At 62.4% G+C, this 14,837-nt stretch carries 11 protein-coding genes; 9 read left to right on the top strand and 2 right to left on the bottom strand.

Annotation, left to right across the window (positions count from 1 at the left end):
* Window positions 1–21: 21 nt before the first annotated feature.
* The 8 genes from AWB80_RS05780 to AWB80_RS05815 all read left to right on the top strand — a co-directional run bounded on the left by AWB80_RS05780 (window position 22) and on the right by AWB80_RS05815 (window position 8,025).
* Window positions 22–930: an LpxL/LpxP family acyltransferase gene (locus AWB80_RS05780; protein ID WP_061173927.1), complete on the top strand. Its 909-nt coding sequence runs from the start codon at window positions 22–24 to the stop codon at window positions 928–930.
* A gap of 4 nt (window positions 931–934) precedes the next feature.
* Entirely contained in the window at window positions 935–1,528 is a 594-nt protein-coding gene (locus AWB80_RS05785; protein ID WP_061173701.1) for a LolA family protein, read from the top strand.
* A gap of 7 nt (window positions 1,529–1,535) precedes the next feature.
* A complete protein-coding gene (locus tag AWB80_RS05790) occupies window positions 1,536–3,908 on the top strand; it encodes an MMPL family transporter (RefSeq protein WP_061173702.1) in 2,373 nt (790 codons plus the stop codon).
* The gene (locus tag AWB80_RS05795) at window positions 3,905–4,720 is read left to right on the top strand and encodes a polysaccharide deacetylase family protein (RefSeq protein ID WP_061173703.1); all 816 of its coding nucleotides are present in this window, start codon (window positions 3,905–3,907) and stop codon (window positions 4,718–4,720) included. Before AWB80_RS05790 ends, AWB80_RS05795 begins: the two co-directional genes overlap by 4 nt.
* Window positions 4,721–4,759: 39 nt before the next feature.
* On the top strand, window positions 4,760–5,482 hold the full coding sequence (locus tag AWB80_RS05800) for a class I SAM-dependent methyltransferase (RefSeq protein WP_061173704.1): 723 nt from the start codon (window positions 4,760–4,762) through the stop codon (window positions 5,480–5,482).
* A 79-nt stretch (window positions 5,483–5,561) separates the two neighbouring features.
* Window positions 5,562–6,767: a beta-ketoacyl-[acyl-carrier-protein] synthase family protein gene (locus AWB80_RS05805; RefSeq protein ID WP_061173929.1), complete on the top strand. Its 1,206-nt coding sequence runs from the start codon at window positions 5,562–5,564 to the stop codon at window positions 6,765–6,767.
* The gene (locus AWB80_RS05810) at window positions 6,764–7,561 is read left to right on the top strand and encodes a beta-ketoacyl synthase chain length factor (RefSeq protein WP_061173705.1); all 798 of its coding nucleotides are present in this window, start codon (window positions 6,764–6,766) and stop codon (window positions 7,559–7,561) included. Before AWB80_RS05805 ends, AWB80_RS05810 begins: the two co-directional genes overlap by 4 nt.
* On the top strand, window positions 7,558–8,025 hold the full coding sequence (locus tag AWB80_RS05815) for a hotdog family protein (protein WP_061173706.1): 468 nt from the start codon (window positions 7,558–7,560) through the stop codon (window positions 8,023–8,025). Before AWB80_RS05810 ends, AWB80_RS05815 begins: the two co-directional genes overlap by 4 nt.
* Here AWB80_RS05815 and AWB80_RS05820 read toward each other — a convergent pair.
* Window positions 7,998–8,750: a class I SAM-dependent methyltransferase gene (locus AWB80_RS05820; RefSeq protein WP_061173707.1), complete on the bottom strand. Its 753-nt coding sequence runs from the start codon at window positions 8,748–8,750 to the stop codon at window positions 7,998–8,000. The genes AWB80_RS05815 and AWB80_RS05820 overlap by 28 nt on opposite strands.
* An 857-nt stretch (window positions 8,751–9,607) precedes the next feature.
* On the opposite strand from AWB80_RS05820, the gene AWB80_RS05825 reads away from it, so the two are divergent.
* A complete protein-coding gene (locus AWB80_RS05825) occupies window positions 9,608–9,709 on the top strand; it encodes a SymE family type I addiction module toxin (protein ID WP_087131074.1) in 102 nt (33 codons plus the stop codon).
* 856 nt (window positions 9,710–10,565) lie between these two features.
* On the opposite strand, the gene AWB80_RS05840 is transcribed toward AWB80_RS05825, so the two are convergent.
* Window positions 10,566–14,687, bottom strand: a complete 4,122-nt coding sequence (locus tag AWB80_RS05840; protein WP_061173710.1) for an NACHT domain-containing protein — start codon at window positions 14,685–14,687, stop codon at window positions 10,566–10,568.
* Window positions 14,688–14,837: the final 150 nt, after the last annotated feature.

The raw sequence follows: 14,837 nt of genomic DNA on the forward strand, positions 1-14,837 counted from the left end.
AACTTCGCGTTGCTGCGCTTCATGACGTGGGTGTCGCTGCGCTTCGGACGGCGCATCGGGCGCGTGCTGCTGCGGATCATCACCGCGTATTTCGTCGTGTTCGCGCCGCGCGCGCGACGGGCGTCGCGCGCTTATCTGAATCGCGCGCTCGGCCGGCATGCAGGCTGGCGCGATGGGTATCGGCACGTCTTCTCGTTCGCGTCGACGATTCACGACCGCATCTATCTGCTCAACGAACGCTTCGATCTGTTCGACATCCGCACGCACGGCGTCGATGAGGTCGAGGCCGCGCTCGCCGGCGGACGCGGCGCGTTCCTGATGGGCGCGCATCTCGGCAGTTTCGAGGTGGTGCGCGCGATCGGGCGGGCGCAGCCGCATATCCGCGTTGCGATCACGATGTACGAGGAAAACGCCCGCAAGATCAACGCGATTCTCGCCGCCGTGAATCCCGCCGCGCATCACGATGTAATCGGACTCGGCAAGGTCGATGCGATGCTCAAAGTGCGCGAACGGCTCGATGCGGGCACGCTCGTCGGCATGCTTGCGGACCGCACGCTGCGTCAGGCCGGCGACACGCTGAAGGAACGCGATTTCCTCGGCGCGCCCGCCGCGTTTCCGCTCGGGCCGCTGCACATGGCGGCGGTGCTGCGGCGTCCGGTCGTCTTCATGACGGGGCTGTATCTCGGCGGCAACCGCTACGATATCCACTTCGAGACGCTCGCCGATTTCTCGACGATCGAACGCGGCGAGCGCGCCGCCGCCGTCGATGCCGCGCTCACACGCTACGTCGCGCTGCTGGAGAAATATTGCCGCGCGGCGCCGTACAACTGGTTCAACTATTTCGACTTCTGGCAGGCGAATGCCGCAACGGAATCCGCGCCGGCGCGCGCGACGGGCGCCCGCTTGCAGGAAGTCACGAGGGATTCCTGAGCTTATGCGAGTTTTTTCCGCGCTGCTGAGCGCCGCCGTGCTGTGCGCCGCCTCGACCTTCGCCGTGGCGGCGGACGCGCCCGCTTCCGGCTGGACGCTCGACCGGCTGATGAACACGCTCGGCGCGAAGAAGTCGGGCCGCGCGCGCTTCACCGAGACGCGCTATCTGAAGATCGCGCAGGAGCCGCTCGAATCGTCGGGCGAACTGGTGTTCGTCGCGCCCGATCATCTGGAAAAGCATACGGTCAGCCCGAAGCCGGAAAATCTCGTCGTCGATGGCGACATGCTCACGGTCGATCGCAACGGCCGCAAGGTCACGATTCCGCTGCGCAACTATCCGGAACTGGGCGCGTTCATCGAAAGCATTCGCGCGACGCTCGCGGGCAACCGCTTCGCGCTGGAAAACGCGTACACGGTATCGATCGCGGGTCAAGGCGACGACTGGACGCTCACGCTCGTGCCGATCGATTCGCGCATGAAGCAGAAAGTCGCCTCGATCACGCTTGCCGGCACCGGCGCGACGCTCGCGCGCGTCGAGATCAGACAAGCCGATGGCGACCGCTCGCTGATGCGCCTGCAAGACGCGTCGGCGCACTGAGCGCGGCATGCGCGCGGTTTCGCGTTCCCTGCGTCAGCCCGCGGTCATCGTCTGGCTGTGTTTTCTCGCGGCGTGCGCAGCGGTCATCGCGCGCACGAACTTTTCCGCCGATCTCTCCGCGTTCCTGCCGCGCTCGCCGAGCGAGCAACAGCGCGTGCTCGTCGAGCAATTGCGCGACGGGCTCGTGTCGCGGCTGATTCTCGTCGGTATCGAAGGCGGCGATGCGAACGGGCGCGCCGATCTCTCGCGCAAGGTCGCGGCGACGCTGCGCGCGGACAAGCGCTTTTCCGCGATCAACAACGGCGAGCCCGTCGGGCAGGCGCGTGATGAGCGCTTCGTTTTCGAGCATCGTTACCAGTTGAGTCCGGATGTGACGCCCGCGCGTTTCAGCGATGCGGGCCTGAAGGACGCGCTCGCCGACAGTCTCGATCTGCTGAGCTCTTCCGCCGGCATGATGGCGAAAGACCTGTTGCCGCACGATCCGACCGGCGAAGTCACCGCGCTCGTCAGTCAACTGGACAGCGGCGCGCAACCCGCGATGCGCGACGGCGTGTGGGCCTCGCGCGACGGCCAGCGCGCCGTGCTGCTCGCGCAAACCGCGAGCGCCGGTTCCGACACCGACGCGCAAGCCCGCGCGATGGCCGCGCTCCGCGATGCGTTCCGGCAAGCCGCGCCGGGCGCGTCGCCATACCGGTTGCTGATGACCGGGCCGGGCGTATTCGCCGTCGAAACGCGCGATACGATCATGCGCGACGTGCGCTGGCTGTCGGCGGCGAGCATCGTGCTGATCGTCGTGCTGTTGCTGGCGGTGTATCGCTCGGTGCCGACGCTCCTGCTCGGGCTGATGCCGGTGTTGTCGGGCGTGGCGGCGGGCGTGGCCGCCGTGAGCCTCGCGTTCGGCACCGTGCATGGACTCACGCTCGGCTTCGGCACGACGCTCATCGGCGAGGCCGTCGATTATTCGATCTATCTGTTCGTGCAATCGGCCGGGGTGCAGCGGCGCGAATCGCTCAAGGACTGGGTCGCGAGCTTCTGGCCGACGATCCGTCTGGGCGTGCTGACCTCGATCTGCGGCTTCGCGTCGATGCTCTTCTCCGGCTTTCCGGGTCTCGTGCAACTCGGGCTGTATTCGATCGTCGGTCTGTCGACGGCGGGCATCGTCACGCGCTTCGTCCTGCCGCATCTGTTGCCGCAAAACTTCGTGATCCGCGATGTCTCACGCCTCGGCAATGTGCTCACGCGCGTCGCGGCGCACGCGTCGCGCCTGCGTGTGGCGCTCGCGGTGCTGCTGCTCGCGGCGGTCGCGGCGCTGCTCATGCAACGGCACGGGCTCTGGAGTCAGGAGTTGTCCGCGCTGAGCCCGGTGCCGAAGGCGAGCCAGGATCTCGACGAACGCCTGCGCGCGGATGTCGGCGCGCCGGACGTGCGCTATCTCGTCGTGGTGTCGGCGGCGAGCGAGCAGTCGGCGCTCGAACGCGCCGAAGCGGTCGCGCAGCGCCTCCAGCCTCTCGTCGATGCGCGCGTGATCGCCGGCTACGAAAGCCCCGCGCGCTATCTGCCGAGCGATGCGGCGCAGCGCGCGCGCATCGCGAGCCTGCCTGCCGCCAGTGATCTCCGCACGCGTCTCGCGATCGCGCTGCGTGATCAGACGATCCGCGTGAAACCGGAAGTCTTCGAGCCTTTCATCGCGGATGTCGAAGCTGCCCGCGCGCAACCGCTGCTGCGCCGCGCCGATTTGCAAGGCACGTCGATGGCGCTTGCCGTCGATTCACTGCTCACCGCACGCGATGGCCGCTGGACCGCGATGCTCCCGTTGCGCGCGGCGCAGGGCTCGGACGTACAGGCGCAGCAGATCCGCGCGGCGGTGGCGGCGTCGCAGGTGCCGGACGCGCTTTTCGTCGATATGAAAGCCGAGGCCGACCGCCTCTATCAAAACTATGTGCGCGAGGACATTCGCCTGTCGCTCGGCGGGTTCGCGGCGATCGTCGTGCTGCTCGTGCTCGCGCTGCGCTCGCCGGTGCGGGCGGCGCGCACGCTCGCGCCGCTGGTCGCGGCGGTGATCGTCGTGATCGCGGGGCTTGCTGTCGCGGGCAAGTCGCTCACGATCCTGCATCTGATCGGCATGCTGCTGATCGTCGCGGTCGGGTCGAACTATGCGCTCTTCTTCAACTATCGCGCGCACGCCGAAGACAACGCGATTTCGCCGCAAACGCTCGTCTCGCTCGTGATCGCGAATCTCGCGACCGTGCTCGGTTTCGGCCTGCTCGCGCTGTCCAGCGTGCCGATGCTCAAGACCTTCGGGCTGACGGTCGGCCCCGGCGCGATTCTCGCGCTGCTGTTCTCGGCGATCCTCGCGCCGCGTTCGGGATTGACGCGATGAACCCGCCCGGCGAGCCGCGCCGGTGGACCCCGACGCCCCTGATCGGCGGCGCGGCGGCCGTGCATGCGGGCGCGCTCGCGGCGCTGGCCGTCGCGCCTGCCGCATGGCCGTGGGCGGCGGGCGGCGTGATCGCGTCGCATCTCGCGCTGACGGCGGCGGGACTGTGGCCGCGCTCGTCGCTGCTCGGACACAACTGGACGGCGCTGCCGGAAGCGGCGCGCGCGCGCATCGCCATCACGATCGACGACGGTCCCGATCCCGATGTCACGCCGCGTGTGCTCGATCTGCTCGATGCGCATCAAGCGCGCGCGACGTTCTTTTGCATCGGCGAGCGGGCGCGGGAGCATCCGCGCATCGTCGAGGCGATCGTCGCGCGTGGGCATACGGTGGAGAATCACAGCCAGCGGCATCGGCATCATTTTTCGTTGATGGGGCCGGGCGCGTTGCGACGCGAAATCGATGCGGCGCAGGCGACGATTGGCGCGATTGCGGGCGCGCGGCCGCTGTTCTTTCGTGCGCCGGCGGGTTTGCGCAATCCGTTTCTCGAGCCGGTGCTGTGCGGGCTGGGGCTGCATCTCGCAAGCTGGACGCGGCGCGGTTTCGATACCCGGACGAGTGATGCGTCGCTGGTCGCGCGGCGGCTGCTGAAGGGATTCGCGGCGGGCGATATTCTGCTCGTTCACGATGGGCACGCGGCGAGGGATGCACATGGGGCGCCAGTCGTGTTGGCCGCGCTCGATATGGTTTTGCGCGCGGCGGCGAATCGTGGGCTTGAGACTGTGACTTTGCGTGATGCGGTTTTGGGTTACTAACGAAAGTCTGGAATTCACGAGCCTCCACTGCCCCGCCCCATGCCCCCGACCGCGCTCATCGAAACCGCCAGCCTTCCCTACCGCGCCGCGGGCCGTTTCGCGTGGCACTTCGCGCTCGGCAAACTACGTCATGATCCTTTCTTCGGCCACATCCTCGAACACGGCCTGATTCCAGATGGCGCGCGCGTCCTCGATCTCGGCAGTGGTCAGGGACTGCTCGCCGCGTGGCTCATCGCGGCGCACGCGTGGCATCGCGACGGCGGGGAAACCGCGTGGCCCGCGCGCTGGCCGCCACCGCCCGTGCCGCTATCGATTCACGGCATCGAATTGACGTCGCGTGACGTCGACCGCGCGCGCATCGCGTTGAAGGCGCACGAAGCACGCATCCGCTTCGTCTGCGACGACATTCGCACCGCGCCGTTTCCACAGTCGGATGTCATCGTCGCGTGCGATGTGCTGCATTACATCGACGCCGCCGCCCAGGCATCGATCCTGCGCCGCGTGCATGCGAGCCTCGCTGCGGACGGCGTGCTTCTGCTGCGCGTCAGCGATGCCGACGCAGGCTGGCGCGCGAGCCTCGATCGCGCCGTCGATTTCGGCGTGCAGATCGCCCGTTCCGGTCGCGCGAAGGGCCTGACGGTTCGCAGCGAGGCGCAATGGCTCGCGCTGCTCGGAGACCTGCGTTTTCAGGTGACGGTCAGACCGATGGGCAGCGGCGCACACAGCGCTAATCGTCTGCTGATTGCACATCCCTTGAAATGAGCCGCGCGCGGCCCGAAAGGCCCGTTTGTTACAATTCATCGAATTCGAACGCCACCGGACTTTGGAAGACGAGCCCGTATTGAACCCTCTTCTGCTTACGCATTTCACCGCCACCAGCTGCGCGGGACGCGGTCTCGACGCAACGCTCGCGGCGCTCTCCACGGGGCGCAGCGGACTCGCGCCATGCGACTTCGAAGGCGCCGCGCTCGACACCTATGCGGGCCGCGTGGCCGGCGTCGAGGGCGCGCCGGTCCGCGCGGATCTCGCCGAATTCGACTGCCGCAACAACCGTCTCGCACAACTGGCCATGACGCAGGACGGCTTCGACGAACGCGTCCGCGAGGCCATCGCGCGTTATGGCGCCGGGCGCGTCGGCGTCTTCATGGGCACGAGCACGGCGGGCATTCTGGAAACCGAACTCGCCTACCAGCGCCGCGATGCGCAAACCGGCGCCCTGCCCGCCACGTTCAAATACGCCACCACGCACAACCCCTATTCGCTGGCCGCTTTCGTGCGCGCGTATTTCGCGCTGCGCGGGCCGGCGATGTCGGTGTCGTCGGCGTGTTCGTCGGGCGCGAAGGTGTTCGGCTCGGCACGGCGCATGCTCGAAACCGGTCTGATCGATGCAGCCGTGGTCGGCGGCGTCGATACGCTCTGCCTGACGACGCTTTACGGCTTCAACTCGCTCGAACTGCTCGCGCCGGGACCGTGCCGGCCGTTCGATGTGAAGCGCGACGGCATTTCCATCGGCGAGGCGGCGGCGTTCGGGCTGCTGGAACGCGATCGCCCCGATCATGCCGATGACGACGCGATCCGCCTGCTCGGCATCGGCGAATCGAGCGATGCGTATCACATGTCGTCGCCGCATCCCGATGGACTCGGCGCGCGCATGGCGATGGAACAGGCGCTCGCGAGCGCGGGGCTCGATGCGCGCGATATCGGCTACGTGAACCTGCACGGCACCGCGACGCCCAGCAACGACGCCGCCGAAAGCCGCGCGCTCACGAGCCTGTTCGAGCGCGTGCCGTGCAGCTCGACCAAGGGCGCCACGGGCCATACGCTCGGCGCGGCAGGCGCGCTCGAAGCGGTGATCGCCGCGCTCGCCCTGAAACATCAGATGATTCCGGCGGGCGCGAACACCAGCGAGCCGGACCCCGCCCTCGGCCTCGATTACGTGCTCACGACGCGGCAAACGCCTTTGCACGCGGTGCTGTCGAACTCGTTCGGCTTCGGCGGGACGAATTGCAGTCTCGTGTTCGGACGCAAGGGAGCGGGATCGGCATGACTGCATTGCTTGGCTTTATCGAAGGCGTCGGGGTGATCGGGCCGGGGCTCGCAGACTGGCCCCGCGCCGCTGATGTGCTGATGCGACGCACCACGCGCGACGCCGCGAAAACCGTGCTACCGGCGCCTGCCGGCCTGCCTTCCGCCGAGCGCCGCCGCACCGGGCCGGTGGTGCGCGCGGCGCTCGCGGCCGCGCACGAAGCGGTGGCGCAGAGCAGCCGCGATGCTGCGACGCTCGCCGCCGTGTTCGCGGCATCGGGCGGCGACGGCGGAAACTTCCACGCGATTTGCGAAACCCTGGCGAGCGACGAGCCGCAACTCTCCCCGACGCGCTTTCACAACTCCGTCCACAACGCCCCGGCGGGTTACTGGAGCATCGCGACGCGCGCGATGGCCGCATCGAACGTGCTGTGCGCGTATGACGGCAGCTTCGCCGCGGGCTTGCTGGAGAGCCTCGCGCAAGTGAGCGTCGATGGCGCGGCGACCTTGCTCGTCGCGTACGACACGGATTACCCGGAGCCTTTGCGCCACGCGCGCCCGATCGCCGATGCCTTCGGCGTCGCGCTCGTGCTCGCGCCCGAGAGAACCGAACGCACGCTCGCGCGCATCGAGGCGCGTCTCACCGATGCCAACGCGTTCATCTTCGCGGATGCCGATCTCGAAGCGCTGCGGCTTTCGAATCCCGCGGCGCGCGCGCTGCCTTTGCTCGAAGCGCTCGCGCGCGGGACGGCATCGCACGTCGTGCTCGATTATCTCGATGACACGCGCCTGGCCGTCGACATCGAACCATCATGACGGCCGCGCAAACGCTCAATCGCGACTGGATCGCCGCGCGCATTCCGCACAGCGGTTCGATGTGCCTGCTGGATGCGGTCATCGCGTGGGATGCGGAGCGCATTCGTTGCACGGCCACGAGCCATCTCGCGACTGACAACCCGTTGCGCTCGAAGGGGCGGCTCGCGTCGGTGTGCGGCATCGAATACGCGGCGCAGGCGATGGCGACGCATGGCGCGCTCGTCGGCGTGGAAGGCAAGCGTCCGCGCGTCGGCATGCTGACGAGCGTGCGCGGCGTCCAGACGCATATCGAACGGCTCGACACGCTCGATGGTCCGCTCGATATCGAAGCCGAGCGCATCGGCGGCGATGACAACACCGTGCTTTATCGTTTTACCGTGCGCTGTGCGGATCGGCTGCTGCTGAGCGGACGCGCCGCCGTGATTCTCGATGCCGCTCAGGCCGCCGGTTTGGTCGCGCAATAAGCGGAGAAGATGCCGAGTTCGACGTCGCGGCGCACGTTCGCGAAACCCGCGCGCGTGATGGCGGCGATCACGGTATCGGGCGGCACGCAGGCCTCGATCGTGTCCCAGTAGTAGCGCATCAGCTCGACGCTTTCCTCTTTCTTTCCGACGATGCGCGCGATCATCGGCACGACGCTGCGCATGTAGAACTTCAGCGCGGCGACACCCACGTCATGCGCGGGCCGCGTGATTTCAAGCACGCACAGCCGGCCGCCGGGCGCGAGTACGCGGAAATATTCGTCGAAGACTTTCGCGAGATCGCTCACGTGGCGCAGCGCGAAACCCATGCTCAGGAAATCGTAGGCGGCGCTGTCGCACGGCAAGTCTTCGGCGGTGCCGATGCGCGTCTCAACGCCGATCGGCAAGTGCGCCTGCCCGACCATGCCTGGACTGGGATCGACGCCGGTGACGAGCGCCGGATCGCCCGTTATCGCGACCGCTTCCTTCGTGACGAGCCCCGTTCCCATGCCGACATCGAGCACGCGCATGCCGCGCGCGAGACCGGCGGAACGCAGTGCGCGGTTGCGGTACCACGGGCCGGAGCCGAAGGCCATCGCGCGTTCGATCGCGTCGTAGTCGGAGGCGGTGCGGTCGAAGATGCCGCGCAGCCAGAGGCGCCGGTTCGACTCGTCGGGGTAGTAGGTCGTGAGAGGCTCGTGCGGGGCGGTTTCGTTTGGCCGGGTCATTGAGTCTTGTTTGGACGCCTTTCGGGGGTGCCGGGTGGGTCTGCGTGGATGGCGCGAGGAATTGATCTGCAGACTGGTGTCTGGCCTCTACCGGGAAAAGCGTCGGCTCCCGCGATTCGTCGAAGGGAGCGATGCCGCTCGTTTCCCTGGGAGCCGCGCTGTTTTGCCAACACGCATCGGTCATCTTCGGCAACCTTATTGGTGACCAGTCTCCATAGCAAGTTGAGGTTCTACGCGACATGCACCGCGTAACCGGCTTGAAACCACGCCCGAGGCTCATGAGCCATTTGTCGACGAGGGATGACGTCGATCTTAAACCATGCCAAACCGCGGCGGGATGCTTTGCGACGATTGCGCAGAGCCGGCGCGCGAGCCGCGGCCGGTACTAGCCGGCGCATCTGTGCAGCGAGTTCGGTGCACTCATCCTTCGATGGATCTCGTCTGCGGGATCAGATTGCCGTGCGCATCCCATGTCTGCCGCCGTTGGCCGCGCTCTGGATCCGTGATCGATGCAGGGCCGCCGGTCGGCTTCCGCGATCGTGCGTGCCTGTCACGGAACGGGCGCTGACTGTTCAGCAGTTCTATCGCAAGCAGAACTCCAACTGGTACGAACAGTATCGCGGTAGCTTCGAGCGACGGCCTGCGCGCAAGTCTGCGCCCTATGTCTTGTGGATTCGACGCGCCGGGCGATGGCTTGAACAGCTCTGTCACTTGCCCCGTCGACAAGTTAGTCCGAGCACCGATTGTCTTCCCAAAACCTAACTCATATTTTATTCGGCCATGCTTTTGTGCAGTCGACTCACCTTTCGAGATCACCTTATCAATAGCCCCCCAAATCTTCGCCCTATGTCCCGTGGATTCGACTCGCCGGGCGATGGCTTGAACAGGCTGGCTTCGCGCCAGGGCAGCGCGTGAAGGTCAATGTTGAACACGGGCGGCTTGTGATTACCGCCGAATAGACAAAGGGCCGCTTTTAAGCGGCCCTTTGTCTACAACAACATCATTTTTTAATTTTCTCACTTAATTCGTGAGATAAAAAATCATGTAAGCCGCTCGCTATACAGTCTGCATGCTCCGGTCTAACGAGCATACTAAAAAAATAATACTGCTCTAAGCATTCTTCCACATCACCAATAGGCAATATAAAAAAATCCATATATGTCTTATAAAAAGACTTAACTTTCTTCGAGATCTCCTCCAAATCCAAATCGTGGTTCGTGATATCAAAAAAGATTCTCTTATACGCCCCCATCGAACTTACTTCTATGTAAGGCAATTTCTTTTTTTCTCAATATTCCAGTGATTGGACCGATCTTCCGAATCTCGTTCAACGAATTTCATGGCGATCACTTGAATTTAAAGTCCGTAACATCAGTCATTATCCCATCACCATTGACTCTCGCCATATAGTGCACCGTTACGTCGTTTATCTTCTGCTCGTACTTTGACCAACCTTTCCCCGAGAAACAGCGATCTCCAATGTCTTCAGCCTTAATAATTTCCATCCCATTTTCGGGGTGGGTCATAATGTGAGACATCGCAAATCTCTCATTTTTATTTCGCGCCTTTGCTACTTAGCGAGGCCGTGAAGCCCACAAGAACTATGTGTGAAATCAACCAGAAGTTGGCACCAGAAGATAAGCAATTGCTGTCGTTTCACTAGCTAAACAGCGCGATTTCTAGAAATCACATTAAACCGCTCAACCAAATACTGTCGTTTCCCAACGCATCCACTTAATAAATGACTGCTCGGTCCCTGTTTTACTCCCGCCTCACTCGAAAGTGTCTCCAAAATGCAACACTCGCGGTTAGCCTTTACTTCCTCGAGAGGCTCCGGGACAAGTCAAGAACGAGGCCCACGATATGCCCGTCGTATTCGGCAGGCATGAGCGCACTAACCATCTCTGCCATTTCTTTGGCACTCTTCGGTTTTTCCTTATCTGGCCCTACCTTCGTTGCCTGCCCAAACCAGAGGATTATGAATACTCCGATGCTCTCTGCATCAGGGTTACGCATGTAGCGTGGTTCGAGTTGGTCACGCCAGGCGTGCCAGAGTTCGGGGTGATTGTCCTTCTTTATCTCGACGGGCACGATTTTGCGACCGCCCTGAACAACGATGCTCGTCTGCATGTCAGCGCGTTTGTCCGCGGCGGCGAGACTCTCCTTCTCGATTTGCACAGACCTTAGAGCCAAAGGTATCCGCAGTAGGCCGAGCAGTACATCCCGGCAGGCGTTTTCACTTTTCGGGATGAACACGCCTTTCTTGTCCCTGTCATAGAACAAATCCAGCTGATTCGTTTCCTCGAAGTGAATTTTGTTCCCAACTTGAATCAGCTGGTCTCGCAATAGCTCGGCCATATCGCGCGGATTGGCGGGTTGCTTGTTTGCAAGGACGTTCGCTACCGCCTCGGGAGTCGGAGGGACATAGTGACGGTTCTTTATGCTGCTGTCTTGCTGAAAGAACAGGGCTGCCAGCCACGTGCACCAAGGCTCCATTTTGGGGTCTCGACGCAGAGTATCCAGTTCTTGGCTGGCAACAGGAGACATCGATTCCGCCAGAAAGTGAGCAATCCGCCGCAAAACTGCACCCTGATGGTCATACGGTGAGTTATAGCTCTCATCGTCGGCCGGGGTTCGGACAGTCGGTGTCGACGCGAGCACCCGAATCAGGCGTGCGGCAATGGCAGGATGTCCTGCCAGGGCGTCATATGCGCTTTGACCCCGCTGCTCAATTGCCATTGCCAGCAGATACGGGCCGCCTGCTCGCATGGCCGCTTCATTTTCGATGTGTTGAATCTGGCTCACGGGGTCGTTGACGAACAATCCCGTGCGAATCGCCAACCGGAACTTGTCGCTCAACCCTGGCTTCGAAAGTAACGTCGTTAAGACTTGACTGACAGTATCTTTCTTCAGATGCCGCTCTGCCCCGGGAAGAAAGACATTGCTGAAAAGATGAAGCAAACGCTCATCCGGCTCCGCCGGCATAACACCGATGACGCGCGGAAGAAGCTTCGAGACTAAATCTCTTGGAGCGTTATTCTCTCTGAGGAAGCGGAGTGCTTCGACGTTCGGAACCCGACCGTCTTTTAGCTGCTCTTCCCAACAGGTAAACATAAGGTCGGAGACTTGGTCTGGCTTGCTTTCGGCGAGCGCTCTCAGCCAGCCCGGAAGGGGCGAACCTGAATCAATCATGTAGAAGCCGAGCAACGCTTCGACGACGCTCTGCCTCCACGAGGTTACGTCGGCGCCGTCAAAGAAACAAAGCTTGGCGGCAAGCAACGCCGGGAACGAAGCAGGATAGCCGTATCCCACCCGTCGCCCGCCTGAGACAATGTTAGCCAGCGATGGCAGATTTTCAGCGTCTACTATGCGCTTCATTGCTTCAATTGCCCTTTCAGCAACTGTATCGTCTACAACCAGAAGGTCCGCGACTCGCTCCAATGGCGTTTCCCCCTGGTGGTCGTCGTGAATCTTCTCGTGAGCGTACGCAATCGCTTGCACAAGCCCGATGTCTTGTGCTCCTTGTAAGAGGCTTCGAACACGAGGGCCAAGCTCGCTCTGCCGCAGGGCTCGCTGGTCTCGGCGACGACTTTCGACCTTCTGCTTCTGCTCCGATTGGCGCTTCTGCCAAGAATCGAGTGGCCACGCCGTGTTTCGTTGCACCCACTCTTCTGCCTGCGGCCAGCGCTTCCGATTTGCCTCAATCCAATTTTCGAGCGTCTCCAACCGGATGTCGAACTGCCCGGTGAAATTGACCGCAATGAATGCTGCGCGGTCAACGCAGCTTTCAACAAATTTCTTGTCAGACGATGCTGCGGCCTGCTCAAGCAGCCACCGATACCAATCTGCCGGGCGTTCTGCGTGGTATAGACATTTTTCGATACTATGTATTTCGTACGATATGGCGCCCGTTGACATCTGCTCTAGATTCTCGAGCACGAGCAGGCGCTGCATCTCTGGACGAGCACTCAACCAGTCACTCATAAATTTGATGGCTGACGACTCAAGCCCAGCGGAGCCGTATTTGTCGAGACCCAGCGAGAACCACTTCCAAAGCTGTGAGGGACAGACCGACTCGCCCTTAACGTCTACTGCCCGCACCAGAACCCTTGCGGCGACTTCACGCACGATGTCATAAACACGGGTGGGCGTATCGATGTCGTCGCGCGCTGCTGCCGTGCCTAAGAGGGCTTGAAGAACGTCCAGTGCCGCCGGCAAGTCTTCGTCGGGAAGTCGGCGATTGAATTCGGCCGCCCAAAACATCCTGAATTGACCGATGAGGTTTGGCTGCTTTGGTGGCCTGCAATATGCAAGGACGTCTTGCACTGTAAGGTGCCGGGGATAGAGGCAATTCAGTATCTCGCCGAGAACTTCATCATCTTCATCCTTCACTGCATCCGACCTCAAATCGCGCAGAAGGTTTTGGGCAGCGGTCATCTCAAAAGCGTCGTTGCGCAGCCACGCCGCGACCGCACCGACCCGCACTCTCTGGTGTCGAGACTCGTCCCGCGCCATTTTCTCGAAAGTGTCGCCGAGGCCTGGGAATGTCTCACCGTATCGAATCGCATCGAGGATGCAAATGGCGAGTGCCTCGTGGCCAAGCTCCCCGGAACCGTCATTGAGCAGTCGGTCGAAGGTCGACTCCATGTCTGCCGTACCAAGCGCTCCGAAAGGATGGGCTTCCCAGTTCTCGTTCCGAAACCAAGGATTCTCAGTCGCCACACGTGCCAAGGACATCAGCAGTTTTACCTTCTGCCCCACCGAAAACGGCTTGACATCGCCATATAGGATTAACCCAAGCGGGTCTCGACGTGCTAGGAGTTCCCTGTCATCAACACAAAAGAGGGCCATCCAAGCATAAACGCCCCTGAGCACGTCGACCGTCTGGCTCCCAGCCACTGTCATAATTGCGAGGACCCGCTGCAAAGGCAATCCGTGACGAGATACCAGTTCGCCGACTGCATGCCCTGCGAGATACTCTCCGACCGTCCTGTGCACCGGCACCCGGAAATCTCCGTCAGCCGCGAAAAGCTTAGTGTCAAGCGCGGCCGTCGCGACCGCCTTGTCGACATTTAAATCCGAAGGCAAGTCGTCGATGTGGAAGGAATTCTGCGTAGTGATGCCGGAACCGCGGACCTGAATTGCCGATGAGTTTGAAAGAAGCATTACGGCCGCCAGCTTTCCGGCCGTCGACAACAGGCCCTGGGCACTTACTGAATTGAGATTGGAGCGACTCCGTTGGTGCACCGGATTATGCTCTTGCACAAGGAGCTTGCACGCCGCCGCATAGGTCGCGCTACGGCTATCCGGCCAATTGCCCTTCTGAACGACGTCAACCAATAATTTCAACAGGAGCGGGTTTGACAGGAGCGGAGCCAGCTTTCGAGCTTGCGCCTCCTCCAGAAACAACGCCGGGTCGGCCACTTCGGATGAGGGCAAGTTGCGCAGCAACTCAAGAATCTCGACCTCGTTTAGGGGATTCAACCAAAGTGTTTTGACTTCCTCGGACGGCGATACTTCCTGTAGGTCTACATCGCCACCACCTAACCAATCAGCCTCACGACACGACAGCCGAAACCGCGGGCGCCCTGCATTTTGCAATGCGCGGCGAATTTCATCGAGCGCCGCGTATGGGGAAACTGAGTCTGTGCGATGCTCATCCAATGAATCGATGAATAAGGTCTTACCTGCCACGCCGGGGGGAAGGCCCAGCACCGCGAAGTTCCGCGCGGTGACGTAAAGCGCCGAGTCACCCATGCGTTCCGCTTCCGCCTTGAACGCAGTTGTCTTCCCGGCGCCGGGCTCGGCCAGCAAAACATAGGCGTCGAGATGTTCCCAATCCGAAAGACGCCGGGATTGAACTTCCGAAGTCGAAGCCTTGAGGGTTGCACTGCGCTCGACGACAAACCCTTCTGTCTTGTGCGTTCCACCAACCATTGACCATATCTCCCTGTTCCGCCTTCATGCATTATAAAATCTCGAGGGCATTTACACACGGGGTAGGCATATCGAAGCGAAAGTCTCGGACCCAGCTAAGGGCTCTCCCGTAAGCAGGGGCTCTTAGGCGCTCCGTGCACACGCTTTGAG

It is taken from the genome of Caballeronia pedi, from assembly GCF_001544915.2.
GTDB lineage: Bacteria > Pseudomonadota > Gammaproteobacteria > Burkholderiales > Burkholderiaceae > Caballeronia > Caballeronia pedi.

What these genes read in the sequence shown, in the direction of transcription:
- AWB80_RS05780 (WP_061173927.1), top strand. Translation starts at nt 22, where the DNA reads ATGACGTGGGTGTCGCTGCGCTTCGGACGGCGCATCGGGCGCGTGCTG.
- AWB80_RS05785 (WP_061173701.1), top strand. Translation starts at nt 935, where the DNA reads ATGCGAGTTTTTTCCGCGCTGCTGAGCGCCGCCGTGCTGTGCGCCGCC.
- AWB80_RS05790 (WP_061173702.1), top strand. Translation starts at nt 1,536, where the DNA reads ATGCGCGCGGTTTCGCGTTCCCTGCGTCAGCCCGCGGTCATCGTCTGG.
- AWB80_RS05795 (WP_061173703.1), top strand. Translation starts at nt 3,905, where the DNA reads ATGAACCCGCCCGGCGAGCCGCGCCGGTGGACCCCGACGCCCCTGATC.
- AWB80_RS05800 (WP_061173704.1), top strand. Translation starts at nt 4,760, where the DNA reads ATGCCCCCGACCGCGCTCATCGAAACCGCCAGCCTTCCCTACCGCGCC.
- AWB80_RS05810 (WP_061173705.1), top strand. Translation starts at nt 6,764, where the DNA reads ATGACTGCATTGCTTGGCTTTATCGAAGGCGTCGGGGTGATCGGGCCG.
- AWB80_RS05815 (WP_061173706.1), top strand. Translation starts at nt 7,558, where the DNA reads ATGACGGCCGCGCAAACGCTCAATCGCGACTGGATCGCCGCGCGCATT.
- AWB80_RS05820 (WP_061173707.1), bottom strand. Translation starts at nt 8,750, where the DNA reads ATGACCCGGCCAAACGAAACCGCCCCGCACGAGCCTCTCACGACCTAC.
- AWB80_RS05840 (WP_061173710.1), bottom strand. Translation starts at nt 14,687, where the DNA reads ATGGTTGGTGGAACGCACAAGACAGAAGGGTTTGTCGTCGAGCGCAGT.